Raw genomic sequence first — 20,630 nt, 5'->3', positions numbered from 1 at the left:
TCAGGGGCTCTCGATGACCATCGAGGCCCAGGTCCCCGGCTCGAGCGCCTCGAAGATGTGCGGAAGATCGCCCAGGTAGCGGACGTAGTCGCCGGGGCCGATCTCGATGGGCTCGTCCGCCGGGCCGACCAGCGCGCGCCCGGCGGCCAGCACCACGTGCTCGACCACGCCCGGGTTGTGCGGGTCGGAGCGGCGAGTGTGGCCGGGCTCGGCTGCGACCCGGTAGACGTCGCAGCGGGTGTGTGACTGACCGGCTGCGAGCAACGTCACTCGATAGTCCGCGTCGGCCGACGGCACCGGCGCGCCCTCGTCGGCACGGATCACCTGGACGTTGGGCCGGGGCGGGTCCAGCAGCCGCGAGAACGGCATTTCCAGCGCGACGCACAGTGCCCACAGGGTTTCCAGGCTGGGATTGCCGGTGCCCGATTCCAGTTGGGACAGTGTCGATTTCGCGACGCCCGCCCGGCTCGCGACCTCGGTCAGCGACAAACCCGCGCGTGCGCGTTCGCGGCGCAGCGACGCCGCGATCACCGCTTGGGGTGGTCCGGTCACCGGGTCCTGCCGGTCCATCTACGCCTCCTGGGAGCTGGCGATGTCGCGTTGACTTTACCCACCCGGCCCGTTCATTATGAGAAACATGCGTTCGATATGGCGAACACTCGATCGGCGAACCCTCACCGCCGTGGCCGCGGCCTGCCTGGCCGTCGGCCTCTTCGGCGTGTCCTACGGCGCGTCGACGATCGCGGCCGGATTCCCGGTCTGGATGCCGATCGTGATGGCGGTGACCGTGCTGGCCGGCGGGTCCGAGCTGCTGTTCTTCGGCATCGTCGCGGCCGGTGGCAGCCCACTCGCCGCCGTGGTCGCCGGACTGCTGCTCAACGCCAGGCACCTGCCGTACGGCCTGTCCGCGCCGGAGGTGTTCGGCCGGGGCTGGCAGCGGGTGCTCGGCATCCACGTGCTCAACGACGAGTCGGTCGCGTTCGCGACCGCGCCCGGTGACCAGGAACGCAAGCGCGCCGCCTACTGGGCCTGCGGCATCGGCGTCGCCCTGAGCTGGCCGCTCGGTGCGAGCATCGGCGCCGCCCTCGGTTCGCTCGTCCCCGACACCTCGGCCCTCGGCCTGGACGCGGTCTTCCCGGTCATCCTGCTCGCGCTCATCCTGCCCGCCCTGCGCGACCGCGCCACCCTGCGCCCGGTCCTGGTCGGCGCGGCTCTCGCCGTGGTCGCCGCCCCGTTCGTCCCCGCCGGGCTGCCGGTGCTGATCGCCCTGCTCGGCCTGGTGTTCGCGCTGCGTCCGCCGGAGAAGACCATCACCCCGACGGCGCAACCATGCTGACCTCGACCACTCCACCGGGCCCACCGACAACCCTGGCCTCAGCGATGGCCACCTCCCCGCGACGGTGTGCCGCGTGAACACCCCGTACCTGCTCCCCGCGATGCTCGCCCTCGCCGTCGGCACCTACGCGCTGCGCTGGACCGGCCCCGCCCTGCGGCATCGACTCCGCTTGTCGCCCAGAATGATCCACCTGCTCGACACCGGCGCCCTGATCCTGCTCGCGGCGCTGGTCGCGACAGCCACCCTCCCGACCGGCTCCGGTGAGCTGGGCATCGCATTGCCCGCCGGAGTCGGCGTCGGCGGCATCCTCGCTTGGCGTCGCGCTCCTCTGCTGGTCACCGTGATCGCCGCCGCGGCGACCACGGCACTCCTGCGCCTGGCCGGCGTGCACTGACCCGACTCACCACCCGGTGCCACCGCTCGCGACCGCCGCTTCACTCGGTAGCACGCGTCGACACGGAAACGATGTCCGACCGGACTGGCACCATGTCGGCCGTGACCACCATCGAACGGCCGATGCCGCCCCTGGATGCCGATGAACGCGCGACCGCGGAGGCGTGGCTCGACTTCTATCGCGCGACGCTGGCGCTCAAATGTCAGGGACTCGACGATGACCAGTTGCGGATCGCCGCCGGACCGTCGGCGCTGACGCTGCTCGGTCTGCTCCAGCACATGGCCGAGGTGGAACGGAACTGGTTCCGCCGGGTCCTCGCCGGGGAGCAGGCGCCGCCGATCTACGACCCGACCGCCGACACCGCGGGGCACGACGGCGGGTTCGATCTCACCGACGACTCGTCCTACGACAAGGCTGTCGCGATCTGGCACGACGAGATCGCCCAGGCCCGCCGCAACTGCGCCGCACGCGAGCTGGACGACACCAGTCCGTTCCTGGACGGCCGGGTCAGTCTGCGCTGGATCTACACGCACATGATCGCCGAGTACGCGCGCCACTGCGGCCACGCGGATCTCCTCCGCGAACGCATCGACGGCACCACCGGCGTCTGATCCGTCGCGGGCCCGCAATTCCCCCGACCGCGCCGGACAGCGCGGATGTCAGCTGGGCGACAACGGGATTCCGCCGCCGAGGCGCCGCGCGACCGAACCGTAGCGGGCGTCGAGGCGCAGCCAGGTGCGGGTGGCGCGGACCCGGACCAGTTCCGTGGGCTGGATGCGGCGCGATTCGGCCTTCTCCCCCGCGTGCGGGATGAAATCCATGGCGGTGAGGGCGAAGACCACGCGCATCGGGACCTCGACCGCGAGATCGTCCGCGCCGGTGACGGTGAGCACCGACTGGTCGAGCAGCGAGGCGGGCGGGCCGTGGGCACCGCCGTGCTCGCGGGCCAGGTCGGCACCGCGCTCGGCCAGCTCGACGAGGGCCCGGGCCGGGACGTCGTCGACGTGGGTGAAGCCTTCGGCGGGTGGCAGCGCGCCCCGCCAGGCCGAATCCATCGAGTAGCCGAGGTCGATCGGATGACCGGTGCGCAGCCCCGCCAGCACCGTGTCGGCGCCGACGGTGACATCGTCGACGCCGAGCTCGGCGGTCACGGTGCGCACCGCGAGCGTCTCGAAACCCGTTGCGACCCACGCGGAGACGAGGCTGGAACCACGCCGCCGCAGCCGGACCACGGCGGCCGCGTCGAGCCGGGTCGCCCGGGTGAGGAAGGTGGCCAGGTTCTCGCGTTCGGCCGGATCGGGCGCGTGCAGCACCCGCTGTTCGGAGCTCACGGACGTCAGGCCCGCCACAGGGCCAGGTAGTCGCGTTCGGTGTCGCTGAGCCTGCGCAACCGCTGGGTCTCGATGTCGAACGCGGCGAGCTGGGTGGTGGCGGTGACCGCGGGCGTCGAATCCGGGGCGGCGCCGCTGGCGCGCACCTCGTAGCCGATCGTGAAGTCGACCGCCCGCAACTGCTTGACCCACATGGCGATGTCGAGCGGGGTGTCCTCGTGCCGCAACTGGCCCCGGTACTTCACATGCAGGTCGACCAGCACACAGCCCTGCCGCCCCATCGACGCCGTCGGCTTGTCCTCGTCGAACAGCCACGGAATCCTGGCCTCTTCCAGCAGGGTCACCATCCGCGCGTGGTTGACGTGCTGGAACACGTCCATGTCCGACCAGCGGATCTCGACCTTGGCGTGAAAGCGCTGGGGCAACACCAGGTTCGCCCCCGGCGCGGCCGTGGCTGTGTTCGGCGAGCTCGTCACCGTGGTACCTCCGATTGGGCGCCCACCCCGCTCACCATGCTCCGCACCTGTCGCGCGGCGACCGACAGTGTGGCGAGGTCGTGGGTCCCGGACTCGAACAATTCCGACAGTGCCGCGCGCGCACGACCCAGCCGGGACTGGTTCTTCGACTCCCAGTATGCAATTTTCTCGTCGGCCGTCTCCTCCGGGTCACCCGCGGACAGCACATCGAGGGTGAGCGAGCGCAGCGAACCGTACATGTCGTCGCGCAGCGCGAGCCGGGCCAGCGCGTGCCAGCGGTCGCCGCGTTCGAGGTGGCTGACCGCCTCGAGCAGCCAGTCGATCTTGAGGTGCTCGTTGAGCGCGTAGTACAGCGCGCCCACCTCGGTGCCGTCCCGGTCGGCGATATCGGCGATGTCGACGATGTCGAGCAGCGGGTACAGGCTCAGCAGCCCGAACACCTCGGTCGCCAGCTCGGTAGGCGCGCCACGGGCGATCAGCTCGGCCGCGCCCTGGGTGAGCGAGGTGACGTGGTGCCCGCGCAGCCAGCCCGGCACCTGCGGCGCCAGCTCCTGCACCCGGCGGTGGTAGCGGTTGATCTCCGCGCCGACCGCGATCGGCTGCGGCCGGTTGCTGAGCAGCCAGCGCGAGGCCCGGTCCAGGGTCCGCTTGGACTCCAGCTCCAACAGATCGCACACCCCGGCGGGCGCGTCGGCGCTGCGGATGCGCGCCCACACGTCGTGCAGCTCGAAGATCTCGGCGGCCGCGGCGAACGCGCGCACGGTGTCGGAGGTGCTGGCGCCGACCTCCTCGTTGAGCCGGTGCGCGTAGGTGATGCCGGCGTAGTCGACGACCTCGTTGACGATCATCGTGGTGACGATCTCGCGACGCAGCCGGTGCTTCTTGATCGCGGCGCCGAACCGCTCGCGCAGCGGCGTCGGGAAGTACAGCGGCAGCCTGCGCGCGAAGTAGACGCTGTCGGGCAGATCGGTGTCGAGCAGATCGGCCTTGAGCCCCAGCTTGACGTGCGCGAGCAGGTTGGCCAGCTCCGGCGAGGTGAGCCCGCGGCCCTCCTCGTCGCGCCGTTTCAGCTCGACGTCGGTCGGCAGCGCCTCCAGCTCACGGTCAAGGCCGCGCCGCTGCTCGAGATCGTCGATGACGCGGGCGTGCACGCTGACCATCTGCGGCGCGTCGGTGCGCGCGATGCCGATCAGCACGTTCTGATCGACGTTGTCCTGCAACACCATCCGCGCGACCTCGTCGGTCATCGAGGCCAGCAGCGGATTGCGGTCGGCGGGCGCCAGCGCGCCCGCGCTCACCACGCCGTCGAGCAGCACCTTGATGTTGACCTCGTGGTCGGAGCAGTCCACGCCCGCGGAGTTGTCCAGCGCGTCGGTGTTCATCTTGCCGCCGCCCCGGCAGAACTCGATCCGGCCCAGCGCGGTGGCACCCAGGTTGCCGCCCTCGCCGATCACCTTGACCCGCAACTGATTACCGTCGACCCGGACCGCGTCGTTGGACTTGTCGCCCACCTCGGCATTGGATTCGCTCGCGGCCTTGACGTAGGTGCCGATGCCACCGTTCCACAGCAGCTGGACGGGAGCGAGCAGGATGGCCCGCACCAGTTCCGGCGGCGTGAGCGCCTGCACCGAGTCGGGCAGCCCCAGGGCGAGCCGGGCCTGCGGCGAGATCGGCACCGACTTCACGGTCCGCTCGAACACACCGCCGCCCGCGCTGATCAGCGATCGATCGTAGTCGGCCCAGGAGGACCGCGGCAGCGCGAACAGCCGCTCGCGTTCGGCGTAGGAGGTGGCGGCGTCGGGGTTCGGGTCGAGGAAGATGTGCCGGTGGTCGAACGCGGCGACAAGGCGGATGTGGCGCGAGAGCAGCATGCCGTTGCCGAACACGTCACCGCTCATGTCGCCGACGCCGACGACGGTGAAGTCCTGGCTCTGGGTGTCGATGCCCATCTCGCGGAAGTGCCGCTTGACCGCTTCCCACGCGCCCCTGGCGGTGATGCCCATGGCCTTGTGGTCGTAGCCGGCCGAGCCGCCGGAGGCGAACGCGTCACCGAGCCAGAAGCCGTAGCGGGTGGCCACGTCGTTGGCGATGTCGGAGAAGCTGGCGGTGCCCTTGTCGGCGGCGACGACCAGGTATGTGTCGTCGCCGTCGCGGCGGACCACCCGGGCGGGTGGCAGCACGGCGCCGGTGGCCAGGTCGACATTGTCGGTCACGTCGAGCAGGCCGGAGATGAAGGTGCGGTAGCAGGCGACGCCCTCGGCGATGCTCGCCTGCCGGTCGACGGCGGGATCACCGGTGGCGGCGGGCGGGTTCTTCACCACGAAACCGCCCTTCGCGCCGACCGGCACGATCACCGCGTTCTTCACCGCCTGCGCCTTCACCAGACCCAGGATCTCGGTGCGGAAGTCCTCGAGCCGGTCCGACCAGCGCAGCCCACCACGCGCCACCGACCCGAACCGCAGGTGCACGCCCTCGACCCGCGGCGAGTAGACGAAGATCTCGAATTGCGGTCGCGGCTTGGGCAATTCGGCGATCTCGCGCGGCTCCACCTTGAACGACAGGTACTCGCGCGGACGGTCCTCGGCGTCGACGACGTAGTAGTTGGTGCGCAGCGTCGCCTTGATCAGGCCGAGGATGGCGCGCAGGATGCGGTCGGCATCCATGCTGACCACCTGGTCGATACCGGCGCGGACCTTCGTCTCGAGCTCCACCGCGACCTCGGCCGAGACAGTGTCCGGATCGAACCGCGCGGCGAACAGGTCGACGAACGCGCGCGCGACCTCCGGATGCGTCAGCAGCACCCGGGCGATGTTCACCTGGCTGTACGGGAAACCGGCCTGCTGCAGGTACTTCGCGTACGCGCGCAGGATCGCCACCGACCGCCACGGGAGTCCGGCCCGCAGCACCAGCTCGTTGAGGCCGTCGGCCTCGGCCCGGCCGTACCAGACCGCCTCGAAGGCATCGGTGAACCGGGAGTGCAGCTCGTCCTCGTGGGTGGCCTGCTCGAGCAGTTCGGCGTCGAGATCGCCACCGAGCGCGTTGCGCAGCAGTTCGGGGCGGGCTTGCAGGCCGAAGTCGTAGATCCAGCGCTCGGCGCCGCTCTCCAGTTCCAGCTGGTAGGGCCGCTCGTCGACCACCTCGACGCCGAGACTCTGCAGCACCGGCAGCACCTGGCTCAGCGAGACACCCGATCCGGCGATGTAGAGGCTGAAGCGCCACGACCCCGGCGCGGCCTCCGGCTTGCGGTACAGGTGCTGACCGATGCCGCCCTCGGTGAGCCGCTCCAGCCTGCCGACATCGCCCAGCGCCCTGGCCGGACCGAAGTCCTCCTTGTAGCTTTCCGGGAACGCCTCCGAATACCGCTTCACGACAGCGGGATCCAGCACCGTGGAGGTGGAGACCGCGTCGTCGATCCGGTCGTCCCAGGTGTGGCTGGCGGCGTTCAGCAGGGCCTGCAGGCGCAGCCGGTTGTCCTCGGAGGTGTCGGGCGCCGCGGTGGCGTCGGCGGGCAGCGTCACCGTGAAATACACACTGGCGAGCTCGCTTTCGCTCACCCGCGCCGAGTAGTCGATGTCGGCGCCGCCGAGCTCGCGGACCAGGATCTCCTGCATCTGCAGCCGCACGGCCGTGGTGTAACGATCACGCGGCAGGTACACCATGCAGGCCACGAAACGGCCGTAGCTGTCACTGCGCAGGAACAGCCGCACCTGCCTGCGCAGCGCGACGCCGAGCACGGCCACCGCGGTGCGGCGCATCGCCTCGGTGTCGGCGGAGAAGAGTTCGGTCCGCGGGAAGGACTCGATCACCTCGAGCATCGCCTGCCCGGAGAACGAGTCCTTGTCGAACCCGGCGGCCTCGATCGCGGTCCGCACCCTGGTGTTGATGACCGGGATGTCGAGCACGTTCTCGTGCACCGCGCTGACGGTGAACACGCCGATGAACAGGTGCACGCCGACCACGGCACCCGCGTCGTCGACATCGGCGACACCGACGAAGTAGGGGTACACCGAGCGGTGCACGGTCGCGCGGACCAGACCCTGGGTGAGCATCAGCAGCGGACGGTCGCCGCCGTTGATCGGGACCTGGAAGTCGGTGCCGATGTCGGCGCGCAGCACACCGAGGCTCGCGCCGGCCACCTGCGTGGACACGGTGTGGCCGTGCTCGGTGTCGCGCCGATAGCGCGCGTAGCCGAGCAGGGTGAAATTGCCGCGGGACAGCCAGCGCAGCAGCTCCGCGCATTCGGCCAGATCGGTGGCGGGGAACGGGGCCGAACCCGAGCCAGCGGTGCGGTCGAGCTGGTCGGCCAGCGAGCTCTGCACCCTGGTCATCGCCTCGGTGTCGTCGATGACCTGACGGACGTCGGCGACCACTTCGGGCAGCGTGCGTTCGATGTGGTCGAGCTGGGCCCGGCTGGTCGACGGGTGCAGCTGCAGGTGCATCCACGACTCCGGCTTGCCGGTCGCGCCGTTGCCGTCCACCTCGTGCGGCGCGGCGGTGACCAGCGCGCCGTGCTCGTCGCGGGTGACCTCGAAGATCGGGTGGATGACCTCGGTGACACTCACCTGCATCCGGCCCAGCGCCGCGGTGATCGACTCGACCAGCAGCGGCATGTCGTCGGTGACCAGCTGCACCGCCGCGCCCATGCCCGACCCGTCGTCGGGATGGTAGACCCGCACCAGCGCCGTGCCGGCGGGGCGCTCGGCGGCCAGTTCCATGTGCCGCCGGAAGATCTGGTTGATGCCGGTGACCGGGAAGTCCGCGTCACCGGCGTCGACGTGTCGGAAATACGCCCCCTCGAGTGTCGCGAGATCACCGCGCAGACTCTGCGGGATTCCCGCGGCCCACGCCGCGCTCGACATTTCCGACGAGACCGTCATCGTTTCGCCCACTCCCATGGATTCGGTTCGCTTCGATTCCGCAACTCAGGTGACGCAAATTCGAGACTAGCCGGGGCTCCACGGACACGCGGAGGGAATTTCAGCTTGCCGCGCCGGTAACTTGGCCAACGTTCGGTGAACGCCGGGGAAGGCGTCGCTACCAGTCGTTTTCACGCGCTGACGCCGACGGCCCGGCGGAAGGATCATCGAGGATCGTTCCGCCGGGCCGCCACAGCAAACTCTGGATCAGTCGCGGGTCAGCTTGCGGTGGGTCACGCGGTGCGGGCGCGCCGCTTCGGCACCGAGGCGGTCGATCTTGTTCGCCTCGTAGGCCTCGAAGTTGCCCTCGAACCAGAACCACTTGGCTTCGTTGTCGCTGTCGCCCTCCCACGCCAGGATGTGGGTGCAGGTGCGGTCCAGGAACCAGCGGTCGTGGGAGATCACGACGGCGCAGCCGGGGAACTGCTCGAGCGCGTTCTCCAGCGAGCTGAGGGTTTCGACGTCGAGGTCGTTGGTCGGCTCGTCGAGCAGGATCAGGTTGCCGCCCTGCTTGAGGGTCAGCGCCAGGTTCAGGCGGTTGCGCTCACCACCGGAGAGCACGCCGGCCGGCTTCTGCTGGTCCGGGCCCTTGAAGCCGAACGCGCTGACGTAGGCGCGCGAGGGCATCTCCTGGTTGCCGACCTCGATGAAGTCGAGCCCGTCGGAGACGACCTGCCAGACGTTCTTGTTCGGGTCGATGCCGGCGCGATTCTGGTCGACGTAGCTGAGCTTGACCGTCTCGCCGACCTTGACCTCGCCGCTGTCCGGCGCCTCCAGCCCGACGATGGTCTTGAACAGCGTGGTCTTACCGACACCGTTGGGGCCGATCACGCCGACGATGCCGTTGCGCGGCAGCGTGAAGGACAGATCCTTGATCAGCTGACGATCGCCGAAGCCCTTGTCGAGGTTCGACACGTTGACCACGATGTCGCCCAGGCGCGGACCCGCGGGGATCTGGATCTCCTCGAAGTCCAACTTGCGGTGCTTCTCGGCCTCCGCGGCCATCTCCTCGTAGCGACCGAGGCGGGCCTTGTTCTTGGCCTGCCGGGCCTTGGCGCCGGAGCGCACCCAGGCCAGCTCCTCCTTGAGGCGCTTCTGCAGCTTCTGGTCCTTCTTGCCCTGGACCTCGAGGCGCTGGGCCTTCTTCTCCAGGTAGGTGGAGTAGTTGCCCTCGTACGGGTACGCGCGGCCGCGGTCGAGTTCGAGGATCCACTGGGCGACGTTGTCGAGGAAGTACCGGTCGTGGGTGACGGCCAGCACGGCGCCCGGGTAGGCGGCCAGGTGCTGCTCGAGCCACAGCACGCTCTCGGCGTCGAGGTGGTTGGTCGGCTCGTCGAGCAGCAGCAGGTCGGGCTTGCTCAGCAGCAGCTTGCACAGCGCGACGCGGCGGCGCTCACCACCGGAGAGGTTGGTGACCGGCTCGTCCGGCGGCGGGCAGCGCAGCGCGTCCATGGCCTGCTCGAGCTGGGAGTCGACATCCCACGCGTCGGCGTGGTCGAGGAACTCCTGCAGCTTGCCCATCTCGTCCATGAGCTCGTCGGAGTAGTCGGTGGCCATCAGTTCGGCGATCTCGTTGAAGCGATCCAGCTTCACCTTGACCTCGCCGAGGCCCTCCTCCACGTTGCCGCGGACGGTCTTCTCCTCGTTGAGGTGCGGCTCCTGCATGAGGATGCCGACGGTGGCGCCGGGCGCGAGGAACGCCTCGCCGTTGTTCGGCCGGTCCAGCCCCGCCATGATCTTCAGCACGGACGACTTACCCGCGCCGTTCGGGCCGACCACACCGATCTTGGCGCCGGGCAGGAAGTTCAGCGTCACGTCGTCGAGGATGACCTTGTCGCCGTGCGCCTTGCGAACCTTGATCATCTGATAAATGAACTCAGCCATATACGGAAGCCTATCGGTGCGGTTAACGGGGATGAGATGCGGAGCGGGCCGGTGCCGCGGATGCGACCCTCAGGCCTCGACCTGCGCGGGCGTACCGGAGATCGGCACCGCAACCGGCGATCGCGCCGGGAGGGAATCCGCCGCGGTCGTAGAGGCTACGGCAGTGGGTACCGTCGGCGCATACTCGGCCGCGTCCTGCGCGGGGACCGGGGGTACAGCGCCCCGGCGGTCCGAAATATTCCGCACGGCGTGCGGAACGGAGCGCGCCGCGTCGGATCGCCGGACGACCGACGCGCTGCACCGCCCCAGATCAGGGCCGACGGCGACCGCGCGCATCTCCAGATCCCGGCGCTCGGTGCCGTCCTTGCCGCGATACTCGTGCGAGCGCAGCTGACCGTAGGCGATCACCGGATCGCCCCGATGCAGCGACCGGTCCACCCCGGCCACCAGCCTGCGCCAGCAGCTCACCGTGAGATACAGCGTGCCGTTGTCCACCCATTCCCCGGCCGCGGCGTCGAACCGGCGCGAATTGCTCGCCATCCGGAAGGTCACCACCTGCTCACCGTTGGCCAGATCACGCCGGGCCGGATGGGTCACCACCGTGCCGATCACCGTCGCGTGTGCCTCGTACATCGAATCCGCCCCCACTCGGTCGCCGTGTTGCGCTGACCATCCAAGAATGGACTCGCGAACAGCCGAACGGGCGGGCGCGGACACGACTGGGGACAACCTCGACGGTTGTGGAGATCTCCTGTGTCAGAGCACGGGGAGTTCGGTGTTCGCCCCGCACAGGACGACGATCGGGCGCACGCCCGGGTCCGGGCGGTAGACACCGCTCTGCACCGCGGCCAGCGCGGCGGCGCCCTCCAGCTCGACGACGACGCGGAATTCGCGCCACAGGTACTCCCTGGCCGCGGTGATCGCGTCGTCGGCCACCGACAGGGCGGGCATCCGATGCCTGCGCGCGATGTCGAAGGCGATCTCGCCGACCCGGGTCGCGCACAGCAGCTCGGTGGCCCTGGCCTTCGCGTCGATGTCGACCGGCCTGCCCGCGGCCAGCGCGGCCGAGAGCGCGGGGGTGTGCTCGGACTCCACGCCGACGATCTGCCTGCGCCTGCCCAGCGCGGCGCCGAGACCGGCGATCAGCCCGCCGCCACCGATCGCCGCCAGTACCGGCGGCCGCCCGCGCACCTGCTCCTCCAGTTCGAGGCCGATCACACCGGCGCCCGCCACGACGGCTGGCATGTCGTAGGCGTGCAGGTGCTGGGCGCCGCGTTCGGCGGCCAGCGTCACGGCCCTGCGCTGCGCCTCGGCGTAGCTCGTCCCGTGCCAGAGCACCTCGGCGCCGTGCGCCCACATCGCGGCGACCTTGGTGTGCGGGGCCGACTCCGGCACCACCACCGTGCAGGCCTTGCCCAGCTGCGCGGCGGCCAGCGCGACCGCGATCCCGGCATTGCCGCCGGACGCGACGACGACGTGGTCGGCGCCCTTGTCCGCGGCCAGCAGCGCGTTGAGCGCGCCACGCACCTTGAACGTGCCGCCGTGCTGCAGGAACTCCAGCTTCAGCGAGACCGGGACGGCGCCGTCGGGCCCGTCGACGGTCGTGTGGAACACCGGGGTCTTGCGCACCCGGCCCGACAGCCTGCGCCGCGCCGCCCGCACATCCGTGCGCAGCACGCGATGCGGTTCGGCGCGATGTGTGGCATTCACCGGCACACCGCAACCACTCACTGACGCACCTCGCCGTCGCGACGCGCCAGCTCGGCGTACATCGCGTTGTAGGCGGTGAGTTCGGCGTCGTTGTCGCGGTCGGCGGCCCGGTCGGTGCGCTTGGCCAGGCGCTGATCGCTGCGCGACCACTGGATCAGCAGGGCCAGCATCACCACGACCAACGGCACCTCGCCGCTGGCCCAGGCGAAACTGCCGCCGTTGCGCTGGTCGGCGAGCAGATCGATGTTCCAGCCGAGGCCGAGGGTGCGGTAGAACCAGCCGCCGAGCACGGTGTTCATGCTCATCAGCGCGATGCCGAAGAAGGCATGGAACGGCAACGTGCCGAACACCATGGCGAGCTTGGTCAGCGGCGCCACCTCACGCGGCTTCGGATCGATGCCGATCACCACCCAGTAGAACAGGTAGCCGCTGATCAGGAAGTGCGCGTTCATCATCAGGTGCGCGGCGTGCGAGTCGACGTAGGTGTCGAAGATCCCGCCCAGGTACAGCGCGTAGAACCCGGCCACGAAGATGATCGACGCCACGACCGGCTGGGTCAGGAACCGGGAGACCGGGTTGTGCACCGCGGCCAGGATCCACTCGCGCGGACCGGGCACACCCTCGCGTCCGGCGGGCGGCAGCGCGCGCAACGCCAGCGTCACCGCGCCGCCGAGGGCGAGCAGGATCGGCGCCAGCATCGACAGCGCCATGTGCGCGCCCATGTGCACGCTGAACATGGCGGGCGAGTACCGGCCGACACCCGAGGACGTGGCCAACAGCAGCACCAGACAACCGCTGCACCAGGCGATGGTCCGCCCGATCGGCCAGGCGTCGCCGCGCTTTCGCAGGCGGTACACCCCGAGCAGGTAGAGCGCCGCGAGCACGATCGCGAGGGTGCCGAAGATCAGGTCGAAGCGCCAGTCGAACAGCAGTCGGCCGACCGTCGGCGGCCCGGCCAGGGTGTAGCCGAGTTCCACTTCCACCGGCGTCGGGATCGAGGTGGGCGGCGGGGGCGGGGTGCGCCCGAGGCCGACGGCCAGGCCGATGGTGGCCGCGAAGATCAGCATCTCCACCCCGGCGAAGCGGATGAGCGCCCTGCGGTCGCGCGGATCGGCGGCGAGCGCGGGCAGCGCGGCCCGGCGCTGCAGGTAGCCGAGCACGCCGAGGACGAGCAGCGCCGCCACCTTGGCCAGCACCAGCTTGCCGTAGGTCGTGCTGAACAGGTCGGCGGCGGGCAGCCGCACCCAGGCGTTGACCACGCCGCTGAGACCGATCACCACGAACGCGATGGTCGCGGCGACCGAGAACCGCCGCGCGGCGACATCGGTGCCCGCGCCGCCGCGCAGGGCGTGCGCGAGCACGGCGATCAGGCCGCCGACCCAGACCGCGGCCGCGACCATGTGCAGGATCAGCGAGTTGGTGGCCACGTCGTGGGCGCCGCCGGAGGACGAATGCCCGGTCAGCGCGAGCGGCATCATGGTGATCAGCGAGCCCGCCAGCAGCAGCGGCGTCCAGCCCCAGCGCAGGGCCAGGCGGCAGCCGATGGCGACGATCAGCGCCAACAGCGTGGTGGTCCGCCACGCGCCGGCGACCTCGACCTGAGCGATCACCGGCCACAGCACCTCGGGCCGCCAGATGTCACCGACCGGCTGCCCGGTCGTGTCCGAGACCGTCAGCGGCACCAGCAGCGCCGCGCAGCCCGCCCAGACCAGCGCGGCGTCGGCGGCCCGGCGCACCGCGCGGTAGCCACCGGCTTCGAGCAGTCCGCTGTCGCGGGGCGGCAGCAGGAACGCGGCGAACAGCAGCGAGCCGACGGTCACCGCGGCGGCCAGATCGGCCACCGCCCGCAGCGCGGGCAAGCCATATGTTGTCAACGGCCCCGGATCGGGTATACCCAGCAGACTGAGGGCCTGCGCCGCCGACAACCCGACCACGATCGCCGCGACGACCGCGGCCATCGCCCCGGCGACGACGCTCAGTACCCCGAACGTCGCGGCGTTCCCTGTCGGCGCAGCCCGACCCGCTTCCACCGGTGGCGCGCCGTCCACGGCGGGTCCAGCGGAACGGTCCTGCGATAACGACATGACAACGAGGGTAGTTCGACCTGCCCGGAGCCGACCCGATGGGGCGGCGCTGCCGATCCCAGCACTCGTTCTGGTCGGTCGCTATACTTTTCGCGCTGGACACCGGCGCCGAGTTCGGCCAAGGTGGATGCCACTGCCTCCGTAGCTCAGTTGGATAGAGCAAGGGCCTTCTAATCCCTAGGTCGCAGGTTCGATTCCTGCCGGGGGCGCATCGAAGATGGGAACGGAACCGGCGCGTCGCAGTTGGCGCGCCGGTTCCGCCCGCCCAGCTGCGCGGATGGCGCGTGTTGACCCTGCCGTCAGGGTTCCGCGTACCGTGTCACGGACCGTGGCTAGGGTTGGCCGACGAGTGTGATCCGGTAGGTCGCCCGGTGGTGGGTTCTGTTGTAGCGGATCTCCAGGCGCAGCGCCTCGAACAGGGACCGGGCAAGTTCCTCGGGCAGGTCTTGGACATCGATCGTGCCGGTGGGTAGCGCGTCCAGCAACGCCGGGGTAGGTGTGAGCAGATCCTCTGCCGCGTCGGTCTCGCAGGCCCGCGTGGGCCGGTCCGGGATTCGGACCGGCCTGAGGATGGTGTGCCAGGTCGCGCCCACCGTCGGTGCGGTGCTTTCGCTCGAGCGTTCGGAAGACGACCCGCTTGCCGAATGCCGCCCGGTGGGGCTGGGTAGGTATCAGGTGGGTTCGATGTCGGGTAGACGCCAGGTCTTGTCGAACAGGGCGGGAGTGGGGCCGTAGAAGCGGGCCAGCAGCTCGAAGTCGCCAGTGGGCGAGGTCGGGATCCAGTTCGCGGGCCGTTCGGTCGGTGGGTTCGGGCCGATGACCAAGGTGACCGAGCCGTCGGGGTCGCTGGTGAGTCCTTCGGTGTTGGAGGAGCGGCTGGCCCATTCGACGTCACGGATGAGGGTGTGGGTGTCGCGGTCGTAGGCGGTGATCGACCAGTACAGGGTCACCGGTGCGTTCGCGGGCACGGTGAGCTGGTAGGTGTGGGCGCCGTGCAGACGGTTGCCGTCGCGGTCGCGGATGGCCATGAGGTAGAACTGGCCGCTGCCGAGCTTCTTGGCCGCGAAGAAGGCGAAGGTGTAGGTCAGGCCGCGGGCGTCGACCGGATAGGAGTTCGGGTCACGGTAGCCGCTTTCAAGGGCGGTGATCAGCTCGCGCGACGCCGGCAGTGCCCATCGGCTATCGGGGTAGAAGCCGGGGACGAACGCCTCTTCGTAGCGCTGGCCGAGCCAGCCGAACGCGGCGTCGACTCCGCGCGTGAGCAGTTCGCGGGTGGCCTGGTCGGGAGCGAATAGGGTGCCTTTGGCGAGGCCGAGGGTGGCGAGCTGGTCGATCATCACCGCGTCGCGGGTCAGCCACGGCTCGGCCTGCAGGCGCCGGTCGAGCAGATCGAAGAACGACGAGTCGGTGGGCAGGGTCGCATCGAACATCCGGCCGTAGGCATCGAGGAACACCGTCTCGGGCGGATGGTCTGCCGCGGCCAGTGGGTAGAGCCGGGCCTGCCTGCCGTAGTCGACCGCGGCCCGGACCGCGTCCTGGCCGCCGCCGGTGAGGTTGGAACGCAGCAACGCGAAGCTGCTGTAGGTCTCGCCGGAGACCGGTATGTAGCCGTTGGGCACCGGGTCGGTGTGGCCGGGTGGCAGCAGGAGATAGCGGGCGCCGTTCCCGGCGTCGGCGCCGGCGGGGCCGACATCGGTCAGCGGGGTCTGCCAGGCGCTGTCGATCGACCCGGTGATCGAGGCGTTCGCTGTGGCGTCGGGGATCTCGAACACCATCGGACCGCCGGAGGTGTCGATGAACGCCATGAGGTAGACCGCGTCCGGGTTCGGGGTGAGGGTCTGGTTTTGCCAGTCCAGCAGCCGGGACCAGTACACGATCTGGTTCGGGCCCCCGCCCAGCGCGGTCGCCGCCTGATACATGGCCTCGAAGTTGACCGCGGGCACACCCCACACCGTCGCCGCGATCGCCCGCGCCACCACGATCTGATCTTGCAAGGGCCGCTCCATGGCCACAGCGTGGCTCGCAGAAAACGCTACGGCCTCACCCATCCGGGGTGAACTCGACCAGGTGAGAGCCCGAGCGCGTGTTCGGAAAACGACCGTTTTCCGAACATCGGTACTGCGGCGCCGAGTTGCCAGCGGCACTGGTGATGGCGCCCGGCCGTTCAGGGGCAGCGGTGTCGTGGGGCGACCCCTGGTCACCAGAAAAGTTCGATGAGTCGTGCGCCGAGCTCTTGGAGCGCGCCGCTGATCAGGGCGCCGAAGGTGCCCGCTACGGCGGCCAGTAGTGGTGTTCGGCTCCAGCGACGTCGCGGTGCAGGGTTTGAGTCGAGGTCGCGTGGGGCGTCGGTGTCGGTCATAGGGGGTGTTCTTTCCGTTGCGGTGGTCGTGGCGATGTGTGCCGCAACAGGAAAGACCGAGGCTGGACGCGATACAACGTGACGGGTCGGCTAGCGTTGGTGAAATCGCATGTAGCACCCGGTTTTTCGTCTCCCCGAGTCGGGCCGAATCGGGGATGAACGGGTGAGAGGAACCGTTGGATGAGCAGTACCGGCAGCGGCGTAGAAGGTTCGACATCGTCGCGGGAGCGGTTCATCGTCGAACTCGCCGCGTTACGGCAGTCATCGGATCTGACCGCCGGTGACGTCGCCGCCTGGATTCAGCATCGGCACGGCCTCAAGGTCGCGGAGTCGACGATCAGTGAGTGGCTCAAGCCCGAGCCGCGAATCCCCCGCGACAACAAGAAGTTTTTGCTGGTGGTCGAGTGCCTACACGTTGGTGCCGGTCGCGCGTGGAACGCGACCGCGGTGGCGCACTGGACGAGGCTGCACGCCAGCGCTTACCGCGAGAACAGAACATCGGGTACCAAGCTGGTCCCGGAGACCGCCGGCAGCGACGCCGAGCGCCCGCCTACCCATGACTCACCAGCGCGGTCTTTCACGGCCGTTGTCGAGAACGTTGCCGCTGACGACCTTCCGGAGCCGACCGCGCCCTGGGAACTGGCACCGCCGGACCGTCCCCACATCGCCGATGTTGCGCTGCCAGAAGCGCAACCCGGTCTCGGTGGCGAGGAAATCACTGTCGATCCTCCCGCCTCACCGGCCGCACCGACATATCAGGCCTCCGGTCCGAACCAGCTACCCACAATGCTCGGGTCCTCGCGGCCGGCGCGACCGCCTCAGGTGTCCCGCCGGAGTCTGCTGGTCACCGGCACAGTTGTAGCTGCTGCCGCTGCTGTGTGGTCCGCGCCCGACTTTTTCCGGAAGATTTTTTTCGATCCGAACGACAAGGTTCTCTACCACCGAGAGATCACCTCGCTGGCGTTCAGCCCCGACGGTGCGCTGGTCGGTGCATCCAGCGGTGACGACAAAGGAGTCGGCCTGTGGAGCGTGGACACGCGTGAACCTGTCGAGTCGGGACTGCTGATCGGAACCCCCGTCACTTCAATGATGTTCAGCCCCGACGGAGCGCTGCTGTTGACGAGCAGCTACACCAGCGCTACCGCGTCCCCTGACACGATCACCTGCACAGTGCAGTTGTGGGATGCGCGAACCCGGCGCCCCTTCGGATCCCCCTTCCTCATCGAACAAGAGGAGGACCCCTACGACGACGACGCCAGAGCCAAAATAGCTTTCGCCACCTTCAGTCCTGACGGAGCGCTGCTGGCCACGGCCGGCTACACCAGCGGGGTGCAGCTGTGGGACATCCGTTCACGCCATCCCCGCGGGTCGACACAAATCGCCGGCGAGGTGGCGCACTCGATCACGTTCAGTCCGGACGGCAGTGTCCTGGCCATCAACAGCGTTCCACGGACCCAGGACCCCCCTACCACCAGCACAGTGCGGTTCTTTGACACCCGAACACGTCAGCTCGACGGCACAACGCTCATCGACCCCTCCGGAGCAGTGGACTCGATCCTGTTCAGTCCGACCGGGGCACTGCTCGCGACCACCACATACAAACCCGAAGCTGACGGCGAAAACGGTGTGGGGACGCTACGACTGTGGGATGCCGATACCCGGCAACCCGACGAGCACCCTCTCGTCCATCAGTCCGGCCGGGTCCGTATGGGATTCAGCCGCGACGGGGCACTGCTCGCGACCAGCCGCGCCAACACCGTGAGCGTGTGGAACGTCCAAGACCGACGCCCGACCAGAAACGAGTTCAACCACATAGGCGGAGACGCAACGGCCGTAGCCTTCAGTCCCGACGGCTCTCTGCTTGCCGCCAGCGGCGAAGGGCAGATCCACTTCTGGGCTCTCCGGTAATCGAGGACACCGGCGATCGAACCACGGCCCGGCGGTGTTCGGAAACCCGTTCGGAAACAGGCAGGCTCGTTCCTGGTTGTCGAACACGTTTCCCGAACAGGCAGAGGCGCAGTCCGGGCGCCATTCGGCCAGCAGCCCCGACAACGCCGTCACCCGGGTTGCAGAATCGGACACCGACTGGTCGTTGTTGGATAGGTGGCCTGCACTCGGCAGTCGGATGGGCACCGCCCACCAGGTTGGCCACCAGACCCTTCCAACCTTCAACCACCGATCCGAAGGCGACGAACCGATGGGGCCGCGCCCGGAAGCGACATCGTTGCAGCGCCCAGAAAGTTTGGGCCGGGATTCTTGGCGTATTTTTAGTGGCACCTCGCAAACTAAAACAGGTCAGGGCCGCATATGGCCCGGAGTGCCGGGCGCACCAGGTAGGGATTGCCCGTGGTTGGGCTGGCAGATCACCCCTATTCCGTCGGCCGTGATGCTCGGCGACTCTCTCGAATTCCGAAATCCGGCGGCCCCGCCGTGCCCAGACATCGGCTGTTCAGCCCTCCCCCGAAACGGTCGCGCGCCGTCGCGCGCGATCCACCCGAATCCCGAACCCCACCGATTGGAGCGAAAACCTATGAGCACCAATGGAATTACCACCGGCAGCGAGCGGGCGATCATCGAAGACCTGCTCGACCGCAATCGCGCGGCACTCGTCGCGACCGCGCGCGGCCTGTCCGAGGATGATGCCCGACGGCGGCTCGTCGCCTCGCTGACGACCCCGATCTCGCTGCTCAAGCACGCGGCGGCCGCGGAGCGGATCTGGTTCCAGCGGTTCTGGGCGGAGCTGGACGAAGCCGACTGTGACGGCTATTCGCGCCGCGACGAGGGCACCTTCGCCGTCGCGGACGACGAGTCGCTGGCCGAGGTCATCGCCGAGTTCGAGCGGGCGAGCGCGCGGTCACGGGAGATCGCGTCGCGCTTCGCCCTCGACGACACCAAGATCAACCCCCGCGAGGGCGAGGTCAGCATGCGCTGGACGCTGCTCGCGATGATCCAGGAATTCGCCCGGCACGCGGGGCACGGCGACATTCTCCGCGAGCAGATCGACGCGACGGGAGCGCGCGCGCCGATCGCGTGACGGCTCGGTACGCGCCGCGCTCGCGCGGACGCCGCCGATGTGCATAATCGAACACATGTGCGAATCCATCCGGCCCTATCTGCGCGCCGGCGTATGGACCGAACCGTCGCCGCGCTTCTGCCCGAACGGGCACCGGCTCGGGGCCGGGCGCGCGCTGGTCGTCGCGATGCCGTGCCGCCGGATCGGTGGTCACCACCGGGTCCACACCTGTCTGGCCTGCGGTGCCGTCACCTACAGCCCGCCCGCGCACAACGACTGCGAGCACTGAGATCCACAAGCCGGGGCGCGCCGCCCCCGGCCCGCCGGAGCGACCTGACCGCGCGCAGCCTCAGTGCGAGTAGTCCCGGAAGGTCATGACACCGCCCACCACGACGATGATCGCCGTGAGGATGTAGACCATGACGCGGAACCACGTCGGACCGTAGTAACTGACTGCCATCGACGCGCCGAGCGCCGCGAGAATCATCACCACGCCGTAAGCGGGCGTGCGCTGCTCCCTGTCAACCATTCCTCCAGTGTCCGCCGACGACGCGGCGGTGCCAATGCCCGCGACCGGGCCGACGCCGGAGCGCCACACCACCGTGCCCGACGACCACACTCACCGCGCCCCACCGACGGCGACGCCGGGCGCGGGCAGCCGCATCCGGTTGCCCACCGGGGCCGGGAACCACACCTCGGCCGACACGGGCGCAGGACGGCGCCGGTGGATGCGCCGCCACGCCGTCGCGAACAGCGCCGCGGCGACGGCCAGCGCCACCACCACCGCGCCGATCGCCAGCCAGAGCGACACCGTCACCGCCGTGCCCTCCCGCCCCGCGCCGCTGCGGTAGATGAGCACCGCGGCGGCCACCGGCCCGGCCATTCCCCCGGCCGCGATCGTCAGCAGCATCGCGCCGGTGAGCAACTCGACCACCCGCAACGGCCGCCGCGTCCGCACCCGGACTGCGCGGTGGCTTCCTCCCAGCGAACCCCATGTTCTCCCGACCAACGCCACAGCCAGCCCCTTCCGCTCCTCTGCCAACACCCGCATTCGAACCGGACACTGCACGGTATACCGCTGCTCGACCGCCCGACGAAAATGAAACCGAACAGTTGCCGAGTCAGAC

Annotated in this window: 19 protein-coding genes and 1 tRNA gene; 7 read left to right on the top strand and 13 right to left on the bottom strand. The window is 69.4% G+C overall.

Annotated elements, in window-relative coordinates:
• A complete protein-coding gene (locus tag ACFVW6_RS14355; RefSeq protein WP_355276977.1) occupies positions 1 to 570 on the bottom strand; it encodes an XRE family transcriptional regulator in 570 nt (189 codons plus the stop codon).
• 67 nt (positions 571 to 637) lie between these two features.
• On the opposite strand from ACFVW6_RS14355, the gene ACFVW6_RS14350 reads away from it, so the two are divergent.
• From ACFVW6_RS14350 to ACFVW6_RS14340, 3 genes are all read left to right on the top strand, one after another.
• Positions 638 to 1,336, top strand: coding sequence for an AzlC family ABC transporter permease (locus tag ACFVW6_RS14350; protein WP_355276976.1), 699 nt, complete (start codon positions 638 to 640; stop codon positions 1,334 to 1,336).
• Positions 1,337 to 1,409: 73 nt separating this feature from the next.
• Positions 1,410 to 1,730: an AzlD domain-containing protein gene (locus ACFVW6_RS14345; protein ID WP_355276973.1), complete on the top strand. Its 321-nt coding sequence runs from the start codon at positions 1,410 to 1,412 to the stop codon at positions 1,728 to 1,730.
• Between the two features lie 101 nt (positions 1,731 to 1,831).
• Positions 1,832 to 2,341, top strand: a complete 510-nt coding sequence (locus ACFVW6_RS14340) for a DinB family protein (protein ID WP_378827707.1) — start codon at positions 1,832 to 1,834, stop codon at positions 2,339 to 2,341.
• A gap of 48 nt (positions 2,342 to 2,389) precedes the next feature.
• Here the strand turns inward: ACFVW6_RS14340 and ACFVW6_RS14335 are convergent, their stop codons facing one another.
• The 7 genes from ACFVW6_RS14335 to ACFVW6_RS14305 form a co-directional block, all read right to left on the bottom strand.
• Positions 2,390 to 3,061, bottom strand: coding sequence for a hypothetical protein (locus ACFVW6_RS14335; RefSeq protein WP_357348181.1), 672 nt, complete (start codon positions 3,059 to 3,061; stop codon positions 2,390 to 2,392).
• Positions 3,062 to 3,066: 5 nt separating this feature from the next.
• A complete protein-coding gene (locus ACFVW6_RS14330; RefSeq protein ID WP_355277193.1) occupies positions 3,067 to 3,492 on the bottom strand; it encodes a thioesterase family protein in 426 nt (141 codons plus the stop codon).
• Positions 3,493 to 3,533: 41 nt separating this feature from the next.
• A complete protein-coding gene (locus ACFVW6_RS14325; RefSeq protein ID WP_378827709.1) occupies positions 3,534 to 8,414 on the bottom strand; it encodes an NAD-glutamate dehydrogenase in 4,881 nt (1,626 codons plus the stop codon).
• Between the two features lie 246 nt (positions 8,415 to 8,660).
• Complete coding sequence (gene ettA / locus ACFVW6_RS14320) at positions 8,661 to 10,337, bottom strand: energy-dependent translational throttle protein EttA (RefSeq protein ID WP_355276963.1); 1,677 nt, start codon at positions 10,335 to 10,337, stop codon at positions 8,661 to 8,663.
• A gap of 69 nt (positions 10,338 to 10,406) precedes the next feature.
• Positions 10,407 to 10,970, bottom strand: coding sequence for a single-stranded DNA-binding protein (locus tag ACFVW6_RS14315; RefSeq protein WP_378827713.1), 564 nt, complete (start codon positions 10,968 to 10,970; stop codon positions 10,407 to 10,409).
• A 123-nt stretch (positions 10,971 to 11,093) separates the two neighbouring features.
• Positions 11,094 to 12,047 (bottom strand): serine/threonine dehydratase, encoded by a 954-nt coding sequence (locus tag ACFVW6_RS14310; RefSeq protein WP_378827715.1) that lies wholly within the window; start codon positions 12,045 to 12,047, stop codon positions 11,094 to 11,096.
• 17 nt (positions 12,048 to 12,064) lie between these two features.
• Positions 12,065 to 14,131: a cytochrome c oxidase assembly protein gene (locus ACFVW6_RS14305; protein WP_357348191.1), complete on the bottom strand. Its 2,067-nt coding sequence runs from the start codon at positions 14,129 to 14,131 to the stop codon at positions 12,065 to 12,067.
• Positions 14,132 to 14,266: 135 nt separating this feature from the next.
• Here ACFVW6_RS14305 and ACFVW6_RS14300 point away from each other — a divergent pair.
• Positions 14,267 to 14,340 (top strand) — tRNA-Arg (locus tag ACFVW6_RS14300).
• A 123-nt stretch (positions 14,341 to 14,463) separates the two neighbouring features.
• Here the strand turns inward: ACFVW6_RS14300 and ACFVW6_RS14295 are convergent.
• The 3 genes from ACFVW6_RS14295 to ACFVW6_RS14285 form a co-directional block, all read right to left on the bottom strand.
• Positions 14,464 to 14,724 carry a hypothetical protein gene (locus ACFVW6_RS14295; protein ID WP_378827717.1) on the bottom strand — a complete coding sequence of 87 codons (261 nt, stop codon included), beginning with the start codon at positions 14,722 to 14,724 and terminating at the stop codon, positions 14,464 to 14,466.
• A 78-nt stretch (positions 14,725 to 14,802) separates the two neighbouring features.
• Positions 14,803 to 16,125, bottom strand: coding sequence for a DUF1214 domain-containing protein (locus ACFVW6_RS14290; protein WP_378827719.1), 1,323 nt, complete (start codon positions 16,123 to 16,125; stop codon positions 14,803 to 14,805).
• Between the two features lie 203 nt (positions 16,126 to 16,328).
• A complete protein-coding gene (locus ACFVW6_RS14285) occupies positions 16,329 to 16,490 on the bottom strand; it encodes a hypothetical protein (RefSeq protein WP_378827722.1) in 162 nt (53 codons plus the stop codon).
• A gap of 180 nt (positions 16,491 to 16,670) precedes the next feature.
• Between ACFVW6_RS14285 and ACFVW6_RS14280 the strand changes: the two genes are divergently transcribed.
• The 3 genes from ACFVW6_RS14280 (at position 16,671) to ACFVW6_RS14270 (ending at position 19,792) form a co-directional block, all read left to right on the top strand.
• Complete coding sequence (locus ACFVW6_RS14280; protein ID WP_378827724.1) at positions 16,671 to 18,398, top strand: WD40 repeat domain-containing protein; 1,728 nt, start codon at positions 16,671 to 16,673, stop codon at positions 18,396 to 18,398.
• A gap of 622 nt (positions 18,399 to 19,020) precedes the next feature.
• Positions 19,021 to 19,524: a DinB family protein gene (locus tag ACFVW6_RS14275; RefSeq protein WP_378827726.1), complete on the top strand. Its 504-nt coding sequence runs from the start codon at positions 19,021 to 19,023 to the stop codon at positions 19,522 to 19,524.
• 55 nt (positions 19,525 to 19,579) lie between these two features.
• Entirely contained in the window at positions 19,580 to 19,792 is a 213-nt protein-coding gene (locus ACFVW6_RS14270; protein WP_218720840.1) for a hypothetical protein, read from the top strand.
• Between the two features lie 60 nt (positions 19,793 to 19,852).
• Here ACFVW6_RS14270 and ACFVW6_RS14265 read toward each other — a convergent pair whose 3' ends face one another.
• Both ACFVW6_RS14265 and ACFVW6_RS14260 read right to left on the bottom strand, forming a co-directional pair.
• A complete protein-coding gene (locus tag ACFVW6_RS14265; RefSeq protein ID WP_355276921.1) occupies positions 19,853 to 20,032 on the bottom strand; it encodes a hypothetical protein in 180 nt (59 codons plus the stop codon).
• A gap of 90 nt (positions 20,033 to 20,122) precedes the next feature.
• Positions 20,123 to 20,461 carry a hypothetical protein gene (locus ACFVW6_RS14260; protein WP_378827730.1) on the bottom strand — a complete coding sequence of 113 codons (339 nt, stop codon included), beginning with the start codon at positions 20,459 to 20,461 and terminating at the stop codon, positions 20,123 to 20,125.
• Between the last annotated feature and the right edge of the window lie 169 nt (positions 20,462 to 20,630).

It is taken from the genome of Nocardia sp. NPDC058244, from assembly GCF_042882065.1.
Lineage (GTDB): Bacteria > Actinomycetota > Actinomycetes > Mycobacteriales > Mycobacteriaceae > Nocardia.
The sequence above is the reverse complement of the archived record's forward strand: the minus strand, read 5'-3'. Positions and strand labels throughout refer to the sequence as shown.

Bases quoted from the DNA above. Each gene is read 5' to 3' on its own strand.
- ACFVW6_RS14305 (WP_357348191.1), bottom strand. From the start codon at position 14,131: ATGTCGTTATCGCAGGACCGTTCCGCTGGACCCGCCGTGGACGGCGCG.
- ACFVW6_RS14265 (WP_355276921.1), bottom strand. From the start codon at position 20,032: ATGGTTGACAGGGAGCAGCGCACGCCCGCTTACGGCGTGGTGATGATT.
- ACFVW6_RS14315 (WP_378827713.1), bottom strand. From the start codon at position 10,970: ATGTACGAGGCACACGCGACGGTGATCGGCACGGTGGTGACCCATCCG.
- ACFVW6_RS14275 (WP_378827726.1), top strand. From the start codon at position 19,021: ATGAGCACCAATGGAATTACCACCGGCAGCGAGCGGGCGATCATCGAA.
- ACFVW6_RS14325 (WP_378827709.1), bottom strand. From the start codon at position 8,414: ATGACGGTCTCGTCGGAAATGTCGAGCGCGGCGTGGGCCGCGGGAATC.
- ACFVW6_RS14350 (WP_355276976.1), top strand. From the start codon at position 638: ATGCGTTCGATATGGCGAACACTCGATCGGCGAACCCTCACCGCCGTG.
- ettA (WP_355276963.1), bottom strand. From the start codon at position 10,337: ATGGCTGAGTTCATTTATCAGATGATCAAGGTTCGCAAGGCGCACGGC.
- ACFVW6_RS14280 (WP_378827724.1), top strand. From the start codon at position 16,671: ATGAGCAGTACCGGCAGCGGCGTAGAAGGTTCGACATCGTCGCGGGAG.
- ACFVW6_RS14285 (WP_378827722.1), bottom strand. From the start codon at position 16,490: ATGACCGACACCGACGCCCCACGCGACCTCGACTCAAACCCTGCACCG.
- ACFVW6_RS14270 (WP_218720840.1), top strand. From the start codon at position 19,580: ATGTGCGAATCCATCCGGCCCTATCTGCGCGCCGGCGTATGGACCGAA.
- ACFVW6_RS14355 (WP_355276977.1), bottom strand. From the start codon at position 570: ATGGACCGGCAGGACCCGGTGACCGGACCACCCCAAGCGGTGATCGCG.